Genomic DNA, 19,423 nt, shown 5'->3' with positions numbered 1-19,423 from the left:
AGCAGAGCGGCGATGTTGCCGCTGTAGCATTCCGAAACAGGCAACCTGACGGCATTAAGCATTGGCTGACTTTGAATTCGGCTTTCCAACGTCAGGCGCAATCAGACCTCCGACGTCGCTTTCCGTATGGACGATGGGGCAGTGGCAAGCCACATCTTTGGAACTATCGCAACCGCCAATTTGCGATGGTCGGGAGGCTCGATCGCCTTGCTTCAAGTAACGGTCGGGCCTCCTTGCTTGCGACAAGCGCAACTCGCTAAGTGATTGCCTCTATCACGCCGCACTTCCGGGCCACTGCGTGCTCGCCTCAGGGAATTACACGCATACCAGCCGCAATCGCTGCCTTGAGGAAAGCAGAGCGAACTTGTTCAGGCGAAACCCTGCCTTTGATGCCGTCGACGCAGGCCTGTAACGCCTCTTCAAACGCATCTCCATAGCGTACCGGCCATTTCGTCGTCAGACACTCCACGGCCTGTGCGATCGAATCAATGGACTGAACCTCGTCTTCATCCTGCATTGCAATTCCGAGTGGTGCGAATGCCAGTCCTATAGGCTCATCCAAGGGATCAAGGGACGACGTTTGATCTTGATCCTCGGCATTTTCGGACTTTGCGTGCCGTCGCCTCGTCACCAGCGTGGCCAGCAACGTCATATCCCGAGCAATCTTATCCAGGGCTACAAGCTCGTCCCCTTCGGCCACTACCTGGCCTGGATCACTCTCTTCCGCTTGCGGCTCCGGCTGCAACGCCAGGCGACTATCTATGTTCGTTTGAGGAGTGAAAACATCAACGGGGACCGAATTAGCAAGCTGCGCACCGCTATCGAGGTCGGCGCCAAAACTCTTATCATTACGCCCCATGCCGGTATGTCCCAATAAGCGCTGTCAAACCCGTCCCACTGCACGCCTGCATAGCCGCAATATGCTGTATCGGCAAAAGTACTACTAATAAAACGCAATTGACCCGTATAGATTAAAACTTTGAAACGAATTTGACCAGTATCGCGACAGCAGAAAGCGAAAATACTCATAAAACCGGCTGATATTGGCTTATTTTCAATGTATAATTATGGAAACTTTCGCTTAAAAGGCCAGCGGATGGTCTTATGATCGAGGCTGGATCTCTTCCACGCGGCGGCCGCAGCCACATCTATAGTTGCATGCACCCCTTCAAGGGCTGCCAAATCCACCTGTGATTGCCATTTCCGCCAGCTTCCGGCGCCCTGAGCTACGCAAGCCTGCAATAAGACCTTGCTCAGACAGTTGCGGATGCATGAACGTGCCGAAGCAAGGTGATACGCTCCTTGGGCTGCGATGACCGTCGCGGAAAGCCAATGCGAAGTGCAAGCCGCTCCTGCAGAATTGAAGGGGCGCACCGAAGTGCGCCGCTTGTTCAGACAATGAAGAAAGTCGACGGCGGAACCTGTAATGCGGTGGCAATACGGCGAAGTTTCGCCGGATCGGCCTCGGCACCAGCCTCGATTTCAGTGATTTCCTCACTGGTGAGGCCACAGGTTTCGGAGAGGTCGTCAATCGTGTAACCGATGGCTTCACGCGCCTGCCGCACGGCAGCGGCGATCTCGCCATCGGGAACGGTAGAAGCCTTTGAACTATCGATATTATTCGGAGTAATGGACATGAAATTTCTCCTTCCAAAGTCCGCCGGCCAATTCGTTGCCGGGTGAAGGCAGCTATTGCAGCCATGAGGCATATCGACCTAAACAGACACGGCCGAACGCTGCGTCAATATAGGCATCAATGCGGCGAGGGCAAGCACGGAAGCGCATAGCTGCCAATCGCCTGGCTCTCGGCTAATTTCGCAATTTAATATTCTGTGATGGCGACAACACGTCACGGTTACAGAGGAATGGACCCTGCTGCGCGCCGTCTCGTAACGACCGCCGCCGGACGGCACGCTTGCGAACACCACCTATAGTGATGAAGATCACTTCTTGCCTTTTGCCTTGCGCACCTTCCGCTCGGCCGCAAGCAGGAGCCCCTTGAGTTCTGGCTCACGCACACGATTGGCTGCTTCGATGAAAGAAACCCATTCGACGCGGCGCTGGCCGCGCTCAGGGAAGTCCTGGAACGTCTGGTCGACCTCCAGCAGATGCAGTTCGACAATGCAGGGAACGCGATTGCCGTCGGCAAGCTGTTTCAGATAGGTGAAGTAGCCGAAAGGTTTTTTCCTCACCTTGCCGCGTACGCCGGCTTCTTCGTAAGCCTCGATGGCGGCAACCTCATGCGGCTTCTTGCCCTTGATCGGCCAGCCCTTGGGGACGACCCATCGGCCGCTTTCCCGGCTGGTGACGACGAGCATCTCGGCATCGTCGCATTCGGGCATCCTCCTGTAGCAGATCGCGGCATATTGCTCGTGGACCCGGCCGTGCAGCAACTCGTCTGCATGAGAGGCGAGCTCGGACAGAAAACTCTCCGACCGTCGCAGGGCCTTTTGCTGTGCTGAGAGTGAAGAAGCCATGGGCACCCTACTCGCGACACAGTCGATCGGCGCAAATACCCCCCGAGACTGGCTGGCTTGCGCTCACAAAAATCGTCTGTGACACGCTGCCCTCCTATCCGCTTGGGGTTTCGCCGAAATTCACAACTATCAGTATAATGCTGTGAGCCGTTGCGGTGACAGTTTTATGAAGGCGGCTGTTGATGATGCGGGAGGGATCAGCCGCCCGGCGGCGCTACACGAAACTGTGATCACCCAACATGAAAACAAAAAAACGGCCCCCGAAGGGGCCGTTTCATCCTTGGGAGGATGATGCGAAGCTTACTCGGCGGCCTGCAGCGCAGGCACCTCGATTTCTTCGCTCAATTGCCCCGCCATGGCGGCGGCAAACTTGGTCTGGTCGAGCTCGTTTTCCCAGCGGGCGACGACGATCGTGGCAACCGCATTGCCGACGAAATTGGTCAGCGCGCGGCACTCCGACATGAAGCGGTCGATGCCAAGGATCAACGCCATGCCGGCGATCGGCACCGAAGGCACGACTGCGAGCGTGGCGGCAAGCGTGATGAAGCCCGCACCGGTGATGCCGGCAGCCCCCTTGGAGCTCAACATCGCGACGAGCAGCAGCAGGATCTGGTCACCAAGTGCCAGCGGCGTATCGGTCGCCTGCGCAATGAAGAGTGCTGCCAGCGTCATGTAGATATTCGTGCCGTCAAGGTTGAAGGAGTAACCTGTCGGAATGACGAGGCCGACGACGGAGCGCTTGCAGCCTGCACGCTCCATCTTGTTCATCAGGCCAGGCAGTGCGGCTTCCGAAGACGACGTGCCGAGTACCAGCAACAACTCTTCCTTGATGTAGCGGATCAACGCCAGGATCGAGAAGCCGTTGTAACGGGCGACGGCGCCGAGCACTACGAGCACGAACAGCAGCGACGTGGCGTAGAAGGTGCCGATCAGGAATGCCAGGTTGGCAATTGTGCCGATACCGTATTTGCCGATGGTGAAGGCCATGGCGCCGAAGGCGCCGATCGGCGCAAATTTCATCAGAAGCGCTACCATCCGGAAGATCGGGGTAGTCAGTGCCTGCAGGAAGTCAACGACCGGGCGACCGCGTTCTCCGGCTGCGCCGAGCGCGATGCCGAAGACGACCGAGAAGAACAGCACCTGGAGAATGTCGCCCTTGGCGAATGCACCGACGATCGTATCCGGGATGATGTTCATCAGGAAGCCGACGACAGAGGCATCGTGGGCCTGCGCCGCATAATTGGTGACAGCCTTCGTATCCAGCGTGGCCGGATTGATATGCATGCCAGCACCCGGCTGCACGACGTTGGCAACGATGAGGCCGACGATCAGTGCCAACGTTGAGAAGGTCAGGAAGTAGATGAAGGCCTTGCCAACGACGCGGCCAAACTTCTTCAGATCGGACATGCCGGCAATGCCGGTCGCAACCGTCAGGAAGATAACGGGCGCAATAACCATGCGTACCAGCTTGATGAACGCATCGCCGAGTGGCTGCAACGATGTGCCGAGCTGTGGATAGTAGTGGCCGAGCAGTATGCCCGCAGCGATCGCGGTGAGAACCTGCACATAAAGGTGCCGGTAGAAGGGAACTTTGGCACGCGTTTCCGCGGCAGCGATGGGAGCAATCATGATGTCCTCCGTTAAGCCCAACCGATCTCTCGGCCCTCCGGGCGACGACTAAAATTCAACAGCCTCCGACTGTTCCGTCGTTCTCTGCAATGGCTGTGCCAGATGAGCGCCTTGATTTTAACACATTGCTTTTGTTAAATTTTATTTTGCTGCGCTGATCGAAGAATGCCGGCATGTGCGATAATCCGCACAGACTGAATTGCAGTTCGCGCGAAATCATGCACAATATGGCAATGCTGCAGCGCCCGACCAACGAACGATCTTTGACGCCCGAGCAACTGGGTCGGCGCTCCCGCCGGGTCTGGTTCATTTTTGCGTTTTTTAGTGCGGCCGTCATTGCGGCTGGTCTTTACGGCGCGAATTTCTTCGGCCGCCTCTCGGCAATAGAAATGCTGCAGAGGCAGGGGCACACGGATGCAAATCTCAAGGTTGCGCTCTTGCGAGCCGTCCTCGAACGTCCCCGCGCCTTGCCGCTGCTGCTTGCCGACGATCAGCAGGTACGGGATGCTCTCGCCGACAAGCACATCGACGATGTCGTCGCGCTGGATCGCAAACTCGAAAGCCTGGTTTCCGGTACAAGCGCATCCGTCCTCTACGTCACCGGCAAGGACGGCGTTGCCATGGCCTCCAGCAACTGGCGGGAGCCCTTGAGCTTCGTCGGCAACGACTATTCCTTCCGTGATTACTTCCGCAAGGCCATGGAGACCGGGACTGCCGAACATTATGCGCTCGGCACGGTCAGCAATCGCCCCGGCCTCTATATTTCCCGCCGGGTCGGCGATGCCGGTTCCGCCCTTGGGGTCGTCGTGGTCAAGATGGAGTTCGATCAGCTGGAGGCTGACTGGAGCGAGACTGGTCGTCCCGCTTACGTGACCGACGAACGCGGCGTCGTGCTCATCACCAGCCTGCCCTCATGGCGCTTCATGACGACCGCGCCGCTTGGACGCGAGGAGGCCGCAAACATTCGCAAAAGCCTGCAGTTCGGCGCAGCGCCGCTTTCGCCCCTTCCGGTCAGCCATCCCGAAGAAGTCGGCCCGGATGCAACGATCGTGCGGGCCATTCTGCCTGGAAGCAGCGCCGCGGAATATTTGCGGTTGACGGTCGCGGTTCCATCGACACCCTGGCAGCTCGGCTATCTGATCCCGACCGATCAGGCGATCGCTTCCTCCGTGCGTGAGACGCGCTTCCTTACCTTGACCGTCCTGCTGCCCATCCTCGCCTTTGCCGCTTTCCTACTGCGCCGCCGTGATGTCTCCGCCATGCAGATTGCCGTCAGCAGGATCGCGCGTGAAGAGTTGGAACGCCGGGTTCTTGAGCGCACGGAAGACCTGAGCCAGGCCCGCGACCGGCTGGAGGCAGAAATTGCCGACCATCGTGCAACGGAAGCCAAGCTGCAAGGCGTGCAGCAGGATCTCGTACAAGCCAATCGCCTTGCCATCCTCGGCCAGGTCGCCGCCGGCGTCGCCCATGAGATCAATCAACCGGTCGCGACCATCCGCGCCTATGCGGAGAATGCGCATGTTTTTCTCGACAGGCGGCAGATGGAACCGGTCAAGGAAAACCTGTCAGCGATCGCAGCATTGACGGAGCGTATCGGCACGATCACCGAAGAATTGAAGGCCTTCGCCCGCAAGGGAAGGACCGCACCGGAGCCTGTCGACCTCAGAAGCGTGATCGAAGGAGCCGTCGTCCTGCTTAGGAGCCGCTTTGCAGGCCGCCTGGATGCGCTCAACATCGAGTTGCCGCCAACGGGGCTCGGTGTTGTCGGCACACGCATCCGGCTCGAACAGGTGCTGATCAACCTCTTTCAGAATGCTCTGGAGGCCCTGGAAGGCCGCGACCAGCCCAAGGTGGCGGTTTCGGTGCATGAAACTTCGGATGAGGTCGAAATCGTGGTTTCGGACAATGGGCCTGGCATTCCGGCGGCGATCCTCGACTCGCTGTTTACCCCCTTCAATACGTCCAAGGAAAAAGGCCTCGGCCTCGGTCTCGTCATTTCAAAGGATATCGTCGTCGATTATGGCGGCCGGATCGATGTCGAGAGCAATGGCAACGGCACCCGCTTCACCGTCCATCTGCGCAAGGCCATACCATGAGTGAGAGTTCCCCCGTTTTCCTCATCGACGACGACAAGGATCTGTTGAGGGCTACGAAACAGACGCTTGAACTTGCCGGCTTTTCCGTATCCGCCTTCTCTGCTGCAAGCGAGGCGCTCCATGGTCTCAATGCCGACTTTGCCGGTGTCGTCGTCTCCGATATCCGCATGCCGCAGATGGATGGCCAGCAGCTCTTTGGCCGCATCAAGGCGCTCGACGCCGATCTTCCGGTCATTCTGGTCACGGGTCATGGCGATATTCCGATGGCGGTGCAGGCGATCCAGGATGGCGCCTATGATTTTATCGCCAAGCCCTTCGCCACGGATCGGTTGATACAGAGCGTGCGGCGCGCGGCCGAGAAACGGCGGCTCGTCCTGGAAAACCGGGCGCTGCGGCAGGCCGCAGAACAGGCGCAGGGCGATCTGCCGTTGATTGGCCAGACCCCGGCCATCGAGCGGCTGCGCCATACGCTGCGGCAGATCGCCGACACGGATGTCGACGTGCTGGTGACGGGTGAGACCGGCAGCGGCAAGGAGGTGGTGGCCAGCCTGCTGCATCGCTGGAGCCGGCGGGCGAAGGGCAATTTCGTTGCGCTGAACTGTGGCGCCCTGCCGGAAACCGTGATCGAAAGCGAATTGTTCGGCCATGAGCCGGGCGCTTTCACCGGCGCCCAGAAGAAGCGCGTCGGGCGTATAGAACATTCAAGTTCCGGCACCCTGTTTCTCGACGAGATCGAAAGCATGCCGCCGGCTATCCAGGTGCAGATGCTGCGCGTGCTGGAAATGCGCGAGGTGACGCCGCTCGGCACCAATGAGGTCCGCCCCGTCGATCTTCGCGTCGTCGCGGCGGCGAAGGTCGATCTCGCCGATCCGCGCCAGCGCGGCGATTTTCGCGAGGATCTCTACTATCGCCTCAACGTGGTCATGCTTTCCATTCCGCCGCTGCGCGAGCGGCGCGATGACATTCCCCTGCTCTTCGGCCATTTCGCCGATCGCGCCGCCGGCCGCTTCAAGCGCGAGGTGCCGGCGATATCCACAACGGTGCGCCGCCATCTGCAGCAGCACGACTGGCCAGGAAACGTCCGCGAGCTCTCGCATTTTGCCGAGCGTTTCGTGCTCGGCCTCGAATCGGCCCCAGCGGCAAAATCCGACGAAGCACCGATGGCGGATGAAGGCCTGTCGTTGCCCGTTCGGGTGGAACGTTACGAAGCCGAACTCATTCGCGAAACCTTGTCGCAGAACAATGGCGATGTGCGTCGCACCATCGAGGCACTCGGCATTCCCAGAAAGACCTTCTACGACAAGCTCCAGCGGCACGGCATCGTCAGGGGCGATTTTGCCGGCTTTGATGGCGACGAACGACGCGGTTCATGACACGCCACCGATGAGCGAAACCATGCCAGCTGAAGCGGCCTTGCGCGACACGCTTCACGCGCTGCGGCGCATCTCCTTGGCATTGGAACCGTCCCCTTGCTGTGCCGCGACCTCGGCAGTGCGATCCAATACCAGCATTGCTTGTGCGATCACCGCCGCAAGCGCTTCATCGCTCTTGGAAGCCGCGACGACCAGCGGCGCGCTCAGGCAAATTCTAAGGGCACTGGCGGGCACATCGCCAAAATCGGCGCAGCGAACCGGCTGCCCAAGGCGCACCAACGCAACCCCTTTGCCCTCGAGGGCCAAATCCTTGTAGACGGCAGCCATTTCCGTCGCCGTCAGCATGGCGCCATCTGTGCAATTGCGCAGGTAGAACGAAAATACCGAGGGAATCTCGTCCCAACGAAGGAGCGATGACGTGCCCAATAGCTTCCGCCGATCCAAGGGCCGGCTCTGCAAGGGTTCGAAGGTCGGATCGTTCGCAAGCCGATCAGAGACTGCCTCGGCAAATGCGGACAAGACCTCGATCACGCGATCTTCAGGTATACCCACGAAACGCTCGAGCTCGAAGATGGCTGCTTTCCAGCGCAGCAGCAGGCCAAGATTGGCGCGTTCCGGCAAGATGTCACGAGCGGCCCAGCCCTCGGGCCATTCCGCCTTCCCGCAGTAATCCGCCAAGGCGGCAGGCAGGATGCGCGACTTGAATCGTTCCGACATTTGCGGCGGGCAGAGAAGCGCACCGCTGAAAATCGGTCCGGCAAGGAATTTCGAACCCGTGAGCGCGACCATGAAACCATGCGCGAGATAGGCGCGGATCGTTGCCGCCGACAGACGAAACTGGCAGGCATCGATCATGATATCCAGCACAGTCCCAAATCGTTCCTTCAAACCCATAACCGTCTCGAGGCTTGGCGCCAGCAGGCTGGTCTTCGATACGTCCGTTACCACGAGCAGGCATCTAAGGCCTGCTGCGCGGGCAAGTTCGATGAGGCCGCGCAACTCCTCTTCCACCTCGCTGTCGGTGCGAAGAGAGCCATCCTTGTTGCGCACGGCAATGGTGGCGTTGCGCGTGGCGCTCCCTGGCTGCAATTCCTCGCCCTTGGCGACTGCCCGCTCGCTGCTGACACGGCTCATGAAATGCCGCCCGGCCGACGCCGTCATGACACCGCTGCCCGTCTCGTTCCCCATCAACGTGATGGTCATCAGGGCGCGTTCGTCCTCACCCGCCAGCAGTGCGGCCGAAAAAAGGTGGATATCCGTGCCCGATGTGGCCAGGATCGCGTCGACCCTTGGTTGCGATATCTGATTCAAGCCAAGCAGGCGCAACAGATCGTCGCGCACGCGCCCGACTTCGCGATCGTAGACGGCCGTCGACGATCCTGCTTCCATCGCCCTCATCAGGTCTTTGTAATAGGATTCGACCGCGGCAAAAGCGGCCGCAGAGATGGTGGATGCCGTAGACGAACCGAAAGCGAGATCTTCGGGCCGGGGCGCAGGGCCATAGCCATACATGTTGAGCCCGTTGACCGGATCGCAATCCAGCCGCTCATCTCCGCCCGATACCAGGTGCTTCAGAAGCGCATCCCTTGCCTCGCCTCGTTGCTGCGACAATGCACCTGCCGTCACGGTCTCATCCAGGGTACGGTCATCAGCAATTTGCTGCATGGAGAAGCATTCCTCTTTCGCCAAAATCGAAACGCTTCGCAGGATCGCGCCGCGTTCTATACCGAGCGGGGGACCCTCGGCAGTCGAACATTACGCTTCGCAAGGTGGAGCGAGGCTGACTTGCCAAGACCAGCAACGCCCGGTGGCAAGCACAATAAAAAACTCGCGGTCGGGAGGGCCGCGAGCTCATTAGTGCAAAAGGGAATTGTTGGATTAGCCGGCAGCTTCCAGCTTATCCTGCGTCTTCGTGTCGAAGTCGCTGGCATCGTGGCGCTCACGCAGCTGCTCGGACGGATCGCCCGACATGCGGTTGACCATGCGGCCGCGCTTGACGGCAGGACGCGAATAGACCTGCTCGGCCCAGCGCTGCACATTCTTGTAATCCTGCACTTGCAGGAACTCGGCCGCACCGTACTGCCAGCCCTTGGCCAGGCCGCCATACCACGGCCAGATGGCGATATCGGCAATCGTATAGTCGCTGCCGGCGATATATTCGCTTTCAGCCAGACGGCGATCGAGGACATCGAGCTGGCGCTTCACCTCCATGGCGAAGCGGTCGATCGCATATTCGATCTTCGTCGGCGCATAGGCGTAGAAATGACCAAAGCCACCGCCGAGATAGGGCGCGCTGCCCATCTGCCAGAACAGCCAGGAAATGCATTCGGCGCGAGCCGGCTGCTCGGTCGGCAGGAAGGCACCGAACTTCTCGGCAAGATACATCAGGATCGATGCCGATTCGAAGACGCGGACCGGCTTCGGGCCACTGCGGTCGAGCAGAGCTGGGATCTTCGAATTCGGATTGACGTCAACGAAACCGCTACCGAATTGATCGCCCTCGCCGATCTTGATCAGCCAGGCATCATATTCAGCACCGCCAAGACCGAGCGCCAGCAGCTCTTCGAGCATGATGGTGACCTTCACGCCATTCGGTGTTCCCAGCGAATAGAGCTGGAGGGGATGGCGTCCCACAGGCAACTCCTTGTCGTGCGTCGGCCCGGCAATCGGACGGTTGATATTGGCGAACTGGCCGCCATTGGCCTTGTTCCAGGTCCAGATTTTCGGCGGCGAGTATTCGGCAGAACCGGTCATGGGCATCTTCCTTTTTCGGAAATCAAGTTTGGGGCGATCTTCGATGTAGCGCGCTACATAGGTCGCACATAGTGGCCACAGTTCATTTTTGCGAGAGGAGATTGCGCACTCTTTAATTCCCCGGTGCCGTTTGGCGCTCGGGCCGCTTGCCTCGGGCCAAGGTCCCTGCGCCAAATTAGGCCATCCGGAATCGCGTGAAGGTTCGATGAAACGAAAAAGCCTGCCGCGGGAGGAGGTGCGGCAGGCTTTCTACAAGAACCGAACAGCGGATGGGAGGAGGATAAGGACGTCTGCCAAGCGAAGGGATGCGGGAGGAGATGCATCGCTTCGGTGAGTAGGAAGATACCAGTCTTTTGCTCAGTTCATAGGCATTTCTTTGCAAGGCAGTTATGCGCCATGCGAAAAGCAGAGAGCTGAACTGATGCAATCTTCAGCGAGCGCGGCAAAAATGAACGGCAATATCCACAAAGCAAAAGCGCCTGCTCGGAGGAACAGGCGCTGGCATAATGCAGCTTTATAAGGAGCCGTTGCGGCCGTTAGCGAGCGATCGCTGCGCGGGCAACATTGCGGATTTCGCCGCGGTCGATACCCAGGTCGTGCAGTTCGCGCGTGGACATACGGCCCAGTTCGGCGACCGTCTGACGATACTTGCGCCAGTTATTGAAAGAGCGTGCTACGTTCATGATGATCCCCTTTCCTTGGGCTTTCGAAGCTGAGCGGCCGTGCTTGGCGCTCCCGTCGCTTCGATGGGAAATATATAGTCGAAGCCCGCAGCTTTTTGCAGAGCTAAGAGATCACTCCACCAATGCGTATATTGCATAGGTCGCCGAAAAAGCAGGCGATCGCCGCCGTCAGATTGGCTTTTGTGATTTGATGATGACAGCGACGCCTTTGTCTGCGAAAAGAAGAGAGATGAGAGACAGGGGCGTCCGCCATCCGGCGGGCTGAGAAGCACCCTTCGAACCTGAACCAGATCATGCTGGCGGAGGGAGTCGCTCGGGACCTCGTAAGCACAAGTACGTCGTCCCTATGCGTCTCGCCCGCCTGAAAGGGGCGATATGCAAGACCAAACAACTGCAGGCAATCTGCTTCGCACCATGCGGGCCAACTCTCCGCTCGTGCAATGCATCACCAATTTCGTCGCCATGAACATCGCGGCCAATGTGATGCTCGCCGCCGGGGCGTCGCCGGCAATGGTACATGCCGAAGAGGAAGCCGGCGAATTTGCGGCGATATCGGGCGCGCTGACAATCAATATCGGCACGCTTTCGTCCGGCTGGCTTGCTGGCATGCTGAAGGCTGCGAGGTCGGCAAACAATGCCGGCAAGCCCTGGGTCCTCGATCCCGTCGCCCATTATGCGACTGCGTTTCGCCGCAAGGCGGTCGCGCAATTGCTCGAGTTGCAGCCGACGATCATTCGCGGCAACGCATCCGAGATCATCGCGCTCGCCGGTGGCACGAGCCGCGGCCAGGGCGTCGATAGCAGGGATGCCGTCGAACAAGCGGAAGATTCCGCCCGACTGCTCGCCGAAAAGCACGGCTGCATAGTCGCAGTCACCGGCGTTACGGATTTTGTGACGGATGGGCAGAAGGCGAAGCGCATCGCCGGCGGTTCGCCATTCATGCCGCAGGTCACGGCCCTCGGCTGCTCGCTCACCTGCCTCGTCGGTGCCTTTGCGGCGGCAACGACAAATGCCCCCTTCGAAGCAACCGTCGCCGCCCTGGCCGTCTTCGCCGTCGCCGGTACGCAGGCAGGCGCGGCGGCCGATGGCCCCGGCTCATTCTCCTGGCGCTTCCTTGATGCACTCGCTTCCCTCACGCCGGAGGTCCTCGATCGCGAAGCAAGGGTAACGGTAGCATGAAAGACTTCGACCTCTCGCTCTATCTCGTCCTCGATCCAGCGCTCTGCGCCGACCTCGGCATGGTTGAAACGACCCGTGCAGCTGTTGCCGGCGGCGCAACCATCGTGCAGTTGCGCGACAAACATGCTTCGACCGCAGCCATGATCGAGACAGGCCGTGCTCTCAAGCAAATCCTGCACGGAACGAATGTCCGGCTGATCGTCAACGACAATGTCGAGGTTGCCATCGCCATCAGCGCGGATGGCCTCCATATCGGTCAGGAGGATATGAATGCAGCCGATGCCCGCCGCATGATCGGGCCGGACATGATCCTCGGCCTCTCGGTGGAAACGGAAGCCCTCGCCTCCTCCATAGATGCCGGCATCGTCGACTATGCCGGGATCGGCCCGGTCTTTTCAACGTCCACCAAGCCCGACCACAAGCAACCGATCGGCTTCGACGGACTTGCCCGCATCGTCAGGCGTTGCCCGGTTCCATCAGTCGCGATCGGCGGCCTCAAGGCAGAGCATGCCGCAAGCGTCTGCTCGGCCGACGCCGGTGGTCTCGCGGTCGTCTCGGCCATATGCGGCCAACCGGACCCGCAAGCCGCGACAGCCCTCATCGCGAAAGCCATTAAGGAGGCCCGCCAATGATCCGCAACGTTCTATCCATTGCCGGCTCCGATCCCTCGGGTGGCGCCGGTATCCAGGCCGACTTGAAAACCTTCTCCGCCCGCGGCGTTTATGGGATGGCAGCCCTCACCGCCCTGACGGCGCAGAACACGCAGGGCGTCTCCGGCGTCCATCCCGTGCCTCCACATTTCGTCGCGGATCAGATCAATGCGATCTTTGCCGACGTCCATGTGGATGCCGTCAAGATCGGCATGATCGCCAATGCCGCCATCGCCAATGCCGTCGCAGACATTCTGACGCGACATCGCGATGTGCCCGTCGTCCTCGACCCGGTCATGATCGCCAAGGGCGGCGCCGCCCTGCTGGCTGCCGATGCCGTTGACGTGCTGACCACGCGGCTGCTGCCGCTGGCGACGGTCATTACACCGAACCTGCCCGAAGCGGCTGCGCTGTTGCACGACGTGGAGGCGAGAAGCCGCGGAGACATGGCACGTCAGGCACTTGCGCTGGCAGCGCTCGGGCCTTCGGCTGTCCTCGTCAAGGGCGGCCATCTCGAGGGTGACGAAAGCCCGGATGTGCTGGCAGGCGCCGGCCGCGTGGCCTGGTTCGAAGCCGAGCGGCTGCCGACCAAGAATACGCATGGGACAGGTTGCACGCTCTCCAGCGCCATCGCTGCGGAGATCGCCAAGGGCCTGCCGCTTCCCGAAGCTATCGCGGTCGGCAAAACCTATCTTGCTGCCGCGGTTGCTGCCGCAGGCCAGCTTTCCGTTGGGAGCGGCCACGGACCAGTGCAGCATTTCCATGCACTCTGGCCAAACAAATAAGGAGTAGAGAAATGAGTCTTTCACTCAAGGACCAAGCCGTCATCGTTTCCGGCGCCGGGCGTGGTCTCGGCGCCGCCATAGCGAAGGCCTTTGCCCGGGAAGGCGCGAAAGTGGCGATCAATTATCGCGCAAGCCGCGAGAGCGCAGAAGCGCTTGCAGCGGAGCTCGGCGATCATGCAAAAGCTTTTCAAGCCGATATCCGCGACGTGGAAGCCACCAAGCGGCTTGTTTCCGACGTTGCCAAGCATTTCGGAACGCCGACGACCATCGTGCACAATGCGCTGGCCGATTTCAGCTTCAACGGTGATGCGCGCTCGAAACTGGATGCCTTGAGCTGGGCAGAGATGGCTAAGCAGCTGGAAACCGCGCTGCAGGGCGGCTTGAACCTGATACAGGCGGCGCGACCGGCAATGGCTGAGGCAGGCTTCGGCCGGATCGTCACCATCGGCACCAACCTCTTCCAGAATCCGGTGGTGCCCTATCATGATTATACCGCGGCCAAGGCGGCATTGCTGTCGCTGACCCGCACGGCTGCCGCGGAACTCGGCCCGCTAGGAATCACCGTCAACATGGTCTCTGGCGGCCTCTTGCGTACGACGGATGCGAGCAGCGCCACGCCGGAAGCCGTCTTCGATATCATCGCCGCGAATACACCACTGCGCCGTGTCACATCGCCGGAAGAGGCGGCCGACGCAGTGCTCTTCTTCGCAAGCCCCTGGGCACGCGCCGTGACCGGGCAAAATCTGATCGTCGACGGCGGTCTCGTCTTCGGATAGCGGGTCGAGAACGAAAAAGGCGCTGCCTTGAAAGGCAGCGCCAATTAAGCCTTCGCACCCGGTTAGAACTGTCCGCTCACGCCCATCCCATGGTCAGCACGCCGAATATGATGACCGCGCCGAGCACGATGCGGTAGATGACGAAAGGCCAGGTCGAAAAGCGCTCCAGGAAGCGCATCAGTCCCCAGATGGTGATGAAGGACGATATGCTGCCAACAATCAGGCCGACGAGCAGGACCGACCAGGCCTCCATCGGGATGTGAGCTTTGTAGAGTGTGAACAGCTCCTTCAAGCCGGCAAGCGCAATGGCCGGCAAGCCCAACAGGAACGAGAACCGTGCCGCCTCCTCGCGCTTCAGGCCAAGGAACAGCGCACCAGTCAGTGTCGAACCGGAACGCGAGACACCGGGAACAAGCGCACCGACTTGTGTGATGCCGACGAAAAGAGCATCGATCAGCGTCATCTGCTCGATATCTTTCCGATGGCGGCTGTAGAGTTCCGCGATCGCCAGCAACAAGCCCATGACCAGGCAGGCGATACCGATCACCCAGAGGCTGCGGAACGACGTGCCGCAGGCATTCAAGGAGGATGACAGGAGCAGGCCGGCGATCACGATCGGTACCGTCGCAATCACGATGGCGATCGCAAGGCGGACGGCGGGCGAACGCCAATCCCTTTGCCTGATCGCATCAAGAGATCCAAAGGTAACATAGCGAACGTCGCTCCAGAAATAGGAGACAATCGCGGCTAGGGCGGCAAGCTGCATCGTAGCCGAGAAGGCAGAACCTGGGTCCTGCCAGCCGAGCAAGGCCGGCACCAGGCGCATGTGGGCAGTGGACGAAACCGGCAGCAGCTCCGTCAATCCCTGCACGACGCCTAGAATTGCGATCTTGGCATAGCCCAGGGCGACAAAGCCCGTGTCCACGCCTTGCGTACAAACATCAGCCACGTTTTGATATCCTCAGTTGTTCATGGGGGCTTGCACCGGAGTGGTGCGACGAACTAGCTGTGAAACTGGTTCCCAATTTGAAATTGGCAACACCTGGCGAAGGTGCCGCCGATTTCGCATCGGGACAGGGCGAGGATATAGCCGCGCAGGCTGAACTCTATCTGAAATTGCCGGCTCGAATTTCGGAGTTTGGCGTAATTCTAGCCTTCATCATCCGGCAACGACTGCATATAGCGGATCATGGTGTAGAAGCCGGCAAGAAGGACCAACGCACCTGCCGCATGATGCAGATTGTGCAGCATCGTATGATGATGCCTGAGCAGAAGGCAGCTCAGATTATAAAGGGTTATGGCGACTGCCGTCATGATGGAGGCAAGCAAAAGCGCCATGTTTCGCTGAAAGAAATGGATCATCACGCACACCTCATTTGTATGCCAACAGATTCCATAAGGATTGGGGAGGAATTACGACAAAGGCGCTAAGCCGCTATGCCTTCGCAGGGCGAAGACCGACGGGTTCATTTCGTATAAAGCGCCCGCGACCGCTCCAGATGTTTGAGCATCGCCTGCTCGGCTCCATCGGCATCGTTTTCAGCCAGGCGCGCAAGGATTTCCTCGTGTTCGACCAGCGTGAACTTTTCCTTGCCGGTCCAGATCAGCATGTCGGTGTGATAGGCTTTCAGCCATGCGAGCATCGCCTCGCTGACGGCGCCGAAGATCGGGTTGCCGGAAATCTGAGCAATACGCGTATGGAACTGCATATCGGCAGAAATGAAGTCCTCGGCATGGCCAAGAGATGCACGCTGCCGCTCGATGATCTCGTGAAGATCGGCAACATCCTTCTTGCTCGCGCGCTGGGCCGCCTCTCGCGCCATGCCGCGCTCGAAGAAGATGCGCGCACTCTTCAGCTGTTCGAGCGAGTCGGACGATTGCGACAACATGATCTTTGCGGTCAGATCGACCTGCCGGAAGATCGACTTCGCCGTGAGCTGCAGCACCTTCGCACGTTCGCCGTGGGAAATGTTGACCAGCCCCATATTGGCAAGCGCCTGCATGGCTTCGCGGATCGCCGGTCGCCCGACACCGAAGCGCTCCATAAGAACGCGCTCGGACGGCATCTCATCCCCAGGCTTGAGCTCGCCCGATGTGATCAACCGTTCCAGCCGGTCGAATACTTCATCTGATAGCTTTCGACGTACAATTTGTTCAACTGGCTGGCTCATGGAATCCCGCTTTCCCAAAGCTTTTCTCCCTTATGCATTTTTGGCCGCCATGGCGGAAGCCCATACGAAACGCCTTATCGGCAACCGGGCAAAAAAATCGTTGCAGAAGTTGGAATACTCATTATACCAGATCACCAGTTTGCGCCACGCGAAAAATCGTCGGCGAGAGGAGCATTCATCCACTCATGACCATCACCATCACCTACCGTATCGAAACGCCCGGCAGCATCGAGGCGATGGCTCGCAAGATCGCCAGCGATCAGTCGACCGGCACCTTCGTCGCCGTGCCGGGCGAGACGGAAGAGCTCAAGGCGCGTGTGGCCGCGCGGGTCACCGCGATCCGCCCCCTTGCCGACACCGAACGCCCGACCTGGCCGGAAGCGGCGGAGGGCCATGGTCCGATCCACCGCGCCGATGTCGACATTGCCTTTCCACTGGATGCGATCGGTACCGATCTTGCGGCGCTGATGACGATCGCGATCGGCGGCGTCTTCTCGATCAAGGGCATGACCGGCATTCGCATCGTCGACATGAAGCTGCCAAACGCCTTTCGCGACGCGCATCCCGGCCCACAATTCGGCGTTTCCGGCAGCATGCGCCTGACCGGCGTCAGCGGCCGCCCGATCATCGGCACTATCGTCAAGCCGGCTCTCGGCCTTCGACCGAAGGAAACGGCGGCACTCGTCGGTGAATTGATCAGCTCTGGCGTCGATTTCATCAAGGATGACGAGAAGCTGATGAGCCCCGCCTATTCGCCGCTCAAAGAGCGCGTCGAAGCCATCATGCCGCTGATCCTCGATCACGAGCAGAAGACCGGCAAGAAGGTAATGTATGCCTTCGGCATTTCGCATGCCGATCCAGATGAAATGATGCGCAACCATGATCTGGTGTTAAAGGCCGGCGGCAATTGCGCCGTCGTCAACATCAACTCCATCGGCTTCGGCGGCATGAGCTTTCTGCGTAAGCGCTCCGGGCTGGTGCTGCATGCGCATCGCAATGGCTGGGATATCCTGACCCGTCATCCCGGCGCCGGTATGGATTTCAAGGTGTATCAGCAGTTCTGGCGCCTGCTCGGTGTCGACCAGTTCCAGATCAACGGCATCAGGGTCAAATACTGGGAGCCGGACGACAGCTTCGTGGAATCCTTCAAGGCCATCAGCACGCCGCTCTTCGACCCATCCGACTGTCCGCTTCCGGTTGCCGGTTCCGGTCAATGGGGCGGCCAGGCGCCGGAGACCTATCAGCGCACAGGCAGGACGACGGACCTCCTTTATCTCTGCGGCGGCGGCATCGTCAGCCATCCCTTCGGACCGGCGGCTGGCGTTCGCGCCATCCAGCAGGCCTGGCAGGCGGCGGTTTCGGACATTCCGCTTGAACAATATGCCAAGGACCATCCGGAGCTTGCCGCCTCGATCGAAAAATTCAGCGACGGCAAGGACTCCTGATAGCAATGTCCAGTCTTCCAGCGATGTCCAATCTTCTTCTCAGCTATTACGGCGATGATTTTACCGGCTCGACCGACGTCATGGAGGCCCTTGCCTCGAATGGCGTGCCGACGGCTCTCTTTCTCGGCATTCCGAGCGAGGCCATGCTGGAGCGGTTCAAGGATTGCCGCGCCATCGGCATCGCCGGCACCAGCCGCAGCGAAACGCCGCAATGGATGGACGAACACCTGACGCCTGCATTCGAATGGCTGAAGAGCCTCAATGCCACAATGTGCCACTACAAGGTCTGCTCGACGTTCGATTCCAGTCCCAAGATCGGCAACATCGGCAAGGCGATCGAGATCGGCAAGGCGCTCTTTAAGCAACCTGTCGTGCCTGTCGTGGTCGGAGCACCGCAGCTCAGGCGTTACACCGCCTTTGGCCATCTCTTCGCCGCCTATCAGGGACAGGTGTTCCGCATCGACCGCCACCCCGTCATGAGCCGGCATCCGGTTACGCCGATGGACGAGGCCGATCTGGCCCTGCATCTGAGCGGGCAAACATCCCTCCCCGTCAGCCTTGCAGACCTCGTTGCGATCCGGGCAGCCGATGCCGACGCACGGATCGATGCGCTGACGGGAGGCAAGGAAGGTATCCTGCTGCTGGACGTCGACAGTGCGGAAACCCAGGCTGCCGCAGGTCACCAGCTATGGCGTCTCGCAAACAAGGGCAACGCCTTCGTCGCAGGCTCATCCGGTGTCGAATATGCCCTTCTCAATGCCTGGCGCAACGAAGGATTGATCGGAGAGAAGCCGGATTTCGCCCCTCCGGGTAGGGTCGATCGCCTGGCGGTTGTCTCCGGCAGCGTATCGCCTACGACCGAACGTCAAATCCGCCGGGCTACGGCCGACGGATTTGACGGCATCGATCTCGATCCCTTGGCGCTGGTCGGAGAAAATGCCGAGCAGGCGCTGGACACAGCGGTCGCCGCGGGCGTGGCCAGCCTCAAGGCCGGACGCAGCGTCATCCTTCACACGGCACTCGGCCCTTCCGCCGACCGCGGCGGCGATATCGACCGCATTCCGAGCGCACGCCATCGCCTCGGCCAAGCCCTAGGTACGATCCTGCGACGGCTAATCGAACAGGAAAACCTGAGCCGCGCCGTCATTGCCGGCGGCGACACGTCGAGCCACGCGCTGAAGGAATTGCGGGTCGAGGCGCTGACAACGCTTCTCCCTTTACCGCAAACGCCAGGTTCGCCGCTTTGCACGGCCCATGGCAGCTACGCACCCACCAACGGCCTGCAGATCGCGCTGAAGGGCGGACAGGTCGGTACCGATGATTACTTCGCGCAGATCCGCGACGGCAGAGGATCATAGCTGCGTCATTCTTCGGTGAACCAATGGCATGCTCATTGACTCATTAT

Annotated in this window: 18 protein-coding genes and 1 riboswitch; of the genes, 9 read left to right on the top strand and 9 right to left on the bottom strand. The window is 60.0% G+C overall.

What is annotated here, in order from left to right; translation table 11 throughout:
• Positions 1–307: 307 nt before the first annotated feature.
• From GA0061100_RS35190 to GA0061100_RS18785, 4 genes are all read right to left on the bottom strand, one after another.
• Positions 308–859, bottom strand: a complete 552-nt coding sequence (locus tag GA0061100_RS35190; RefSeq protein WP_244557876.1) for a DUF982 domain-containing protein — start codon at positions 857–859, stop codon at positions 308–310.
• Between the two features lie 532 nt (positions 860–1,391).
• Positions 1,392–1,637: a helix-turn-helix domain-containing protein gene (locus GA0061100_RS18795; protein WP_047634520.1), complete on the bottom strand. Its 246-nt coding sequence runs from the start codon at positions 1,635–1,637 to the stop codon at positions 1,392–1,394.
• 306 nt (positions 1,638–1,943) lie between these two features.
• Positions 1,944–2,477: an NUDIX hydrolase gene (locus GA0061100_RS18790; RefSeq protein WP_075854225.1), complete on the bottom strand. Its 534-nt coding sequence runs from the start codon at positions 2,475–2,477 to the stop codon at positions 1,944–1,946.
• Positions 2,478–2,777: 300 nt separating this feature from the next.
• Positions 2,778–4,106 carry a dicarboxylate/amino acid:cation symporter gene (locus GA0061100_RS18785; RefSeq protein ID WP_075854224.1) on the bottom strand — a complete coding sequence of 443 codons (1,329 nt, stop codon included), beginning with the start codon at positions 4,104–4,106 and terminating at the stop codon, positions 2,778–2,780.
• 218 nt (positions 4,107–4,324) lie between these two features.
• Here GA0061100_RS18785 and GA0061100_RS18780 point away from each other — a divergent pair, with 218 nt between their 5' ends.
• Both GA0061100_RS18780 and GA0061100_RS18775 read left to right on the top strand, forming a co-directional pair.
• A complete protein-coding gene (locus GA0061100_RS18780) occupies positions 4,325–6,202 on the top strand; it encodes a sensor histidine kinase (protein WP_075854329.1) in 1,878 nt (625 codons plus the stop codon).
• Positions 6,199–7,575, top strand: a complete 1,377-nt coding sequence (locus GA0061100_RS18775) for a sigma-54-dependent transcriptional regulator (protein ID WP_075854223.1) — start codon at positions 6,199–6,201, stop codon at positions 7,573–7,575. The genes GA0061100_RS18780 and GA0061100_RS18775 overlap by 4 nt, the downstream gene beginning before the upstream one ends.
• 54 nt (positions 7,576–7,629) lie before the next feature.
• Here the strand turns inward: GA0061100_RS18775 and GA0061100_RS18770 are convergent, their stop codons facing one another.
• The 3 genes from GA0061100_RS18770 to GA0061100_RS18760 form a co-directional block, all read right to left on the bottom strand.
• On the bottom strand, positions 7,630–9,240 hold the full coding sequence (locus GA0061100_RS18770) for a hypothetical protein (RefSeq protein WP_075854222.1): 1,611 nt from the start codon (positions 9,238–9,240) through the stop codon (positions 7,630–7,632).
• Between the two features lie 213 nt (positions 9,241–9,453).
• On the bottom strand, positions 9,454–10,329 hold the full coding sequence (yghU, locus tag GA0061100_RS18765; RefSeq protein WP_075854221.1) for a glutathione-dependent disulfide-bond oxidoreductase: 876 nt from the start codon (positions 10,327–10,329) through the stop codon (positions 9,454–9,456).
• Positions 10,330–10,865: 536 nt separating this feature from the next.
• Entirely contained in the window at positions 10,866–11,012 is a 147-nt protein-coding gene (locus tag GA0061100_RS18760; protein WP_015342994.1) for a DUF1127 domain-containing protein, read from the bottom strand.
• Between the two features lie 228 nt (positions 11,013–11,240).
• Positions 11,241–11,337: riboswitch (TPP riboswitch) on the top strand.
• A 50-nt stretch (positions 11,338–11,387) separates the two neighbouring features.
• On the opposite strand from GA0061100_RS18760, the gene thiM reads away from it, so the two are divergent.
• The 4 genes from thiM to GA0061100_RS18740 are packed head-to-tail and all read left to right on the top strand — an operon-like array spanning position 11,388 to position 14,402.
• Positions 11,388–12,191, top strand: coding sequence for a hydroxyethylthiazole kinase (thiM, locus tag GA0061100_RS18755; RefSeq protein ID WP_075854220.1), 804 nt, complete (start codon positions 11,388–11,390; stop codon positions 12,189–12,191).
• Entirely contained in the window at positions 12,188–12,823 is a 636-nt protein-coding gene (thiE, locus tag GA0061100_RS18750) for a thiamine phosphate synthase (protein ID WP_075854219.1), read from the top strand. Before thiM ends, thiE begins: the two co-directional genes overlap by 4 nt.
• Positions 12,820–13,626, top strand: a complete 807-nt coding sequence (gene thiD / locus GA0061100_RS18745) for a bifunctional hydroxymethylpyrimidine kinase/phosphomethylpyrimidine kinase (RefSeq protein WP_075854218.1) — start codon at positions 12,820–12,822, stop codon at positions 13,624–13,626. Before thiE ends, thiD begins: the two co-directional genes overlap by 4 nt.
• A gap of 11 nt (positions 13,627–13,637) precedes the next feature.
• Positions 13,638–14,402, top strand: coding sequence for a 3-oxoacyl-ACP reductase (locus GA0061100_RS18740; protein WP_075854217.1), 765 nt, complete (start codon positions 13,638–13,640; stop codon positions 14,400–14,402).
• 76 nt (positions 14,403–14,478) lie between these two features.
• Here GA0061100_RS18740 and GA0061100_RS18735 read toward each other — a convergent pair whose 3' ends face one another.
• The gene (locus tag GA0061100_RS18735; RefSeq protein WP_075854216.1) at positions 14,479–15,351 is read right to left on the bottom strand and encodes an undecaprenyl-diphosphate phosphatase; all 873 of its coding nucleotides are present in this window, start codon (positions 15,349–15,351) and stop codon (positions 14,479–14,481) included.
• 59 nt (positions 15,352–15,410) lie between these two features.
• Here GA0061100_RS18735 and GA0061100_RS34710 point away from each other — a divergent pair, with 59 nt between their 5' ends.
• The gene (locus tag GA0061100_RS34710; RefSeq protein ID WP_159444796.1) at positions 15,411–15,833 is read left to right on the top strand and encodes a hypothetical protein; all 423 of its coding nucleotides are present in this window, start codon (positions 15,411–15,413) and stop codon (positions 15,831–15,833) included.
• Between the two features lie 35 nt (positions 15,834–15,868).
• Here GA0061100_RS34710 and GA0061100_RS18725 read toward each other — a convergent pair whose 3' ends face one another.
• Positions 15,869–16,573, bottom strand: coding sequence for a transcriptional regulator NanR (locus GA0061100_RS18725; protein ID WP_075854214.1), 705 nt, complete (start codon positions 16,571–16,573; stop codon positions 15,869–15,871).
• Between the two features lie 185 nt (positions 16,574–16,758).
• Here GA0061100_RS18725 and oiaX point away from each other — a divergent pair, with 185 nt between their 5' ends.
• Positions 16,759–18,018 carry a 3-oxo-isoapionate-4-phosphate decarboxylase OiaX gene (oiaX, locus tag GA0061100_RS18720; protein WP_075854213.1) on the top strand — a complete coding sequence of 420 codons (1,260 nt, stop codon included), beginning with the start codon at positions 16,759–16,761 and terminating at the stop codon, positions 18,016–18,018.
• Between the two features lie 23 nt (positions 18,019–18,041).
• On the top strand, positions 18,042–19,376 hold the full coding sequence (locus GA0061100_RS18715; protein ID WP_075854212.1) for a four-carbon acid sugar kinase family protein: 1,335 nt from the start codon (positions 18,042–18,044) through the stop codon (positions 19,374–19,376).
• The last annotated feature ends 47 nt before the right edge of the window (positions 19,377–19,423 follow it).

This window comes from Martinezella hainanensis (genome assembly GCF_900094555.1).
GTDB classification, from domain to species: domain Bacteria; phylum Pseudomonadota; class Alphaproteobacteria; order Rhizobiales; family Rhizobiaceae; genus Rhizobium; species Rhizobium hainanense.
The sequence above is the reverse complement of the archived record's forward strand: the minus strand, read 5'-3'. Positions and strand labels throughout refer to the sequence as shown.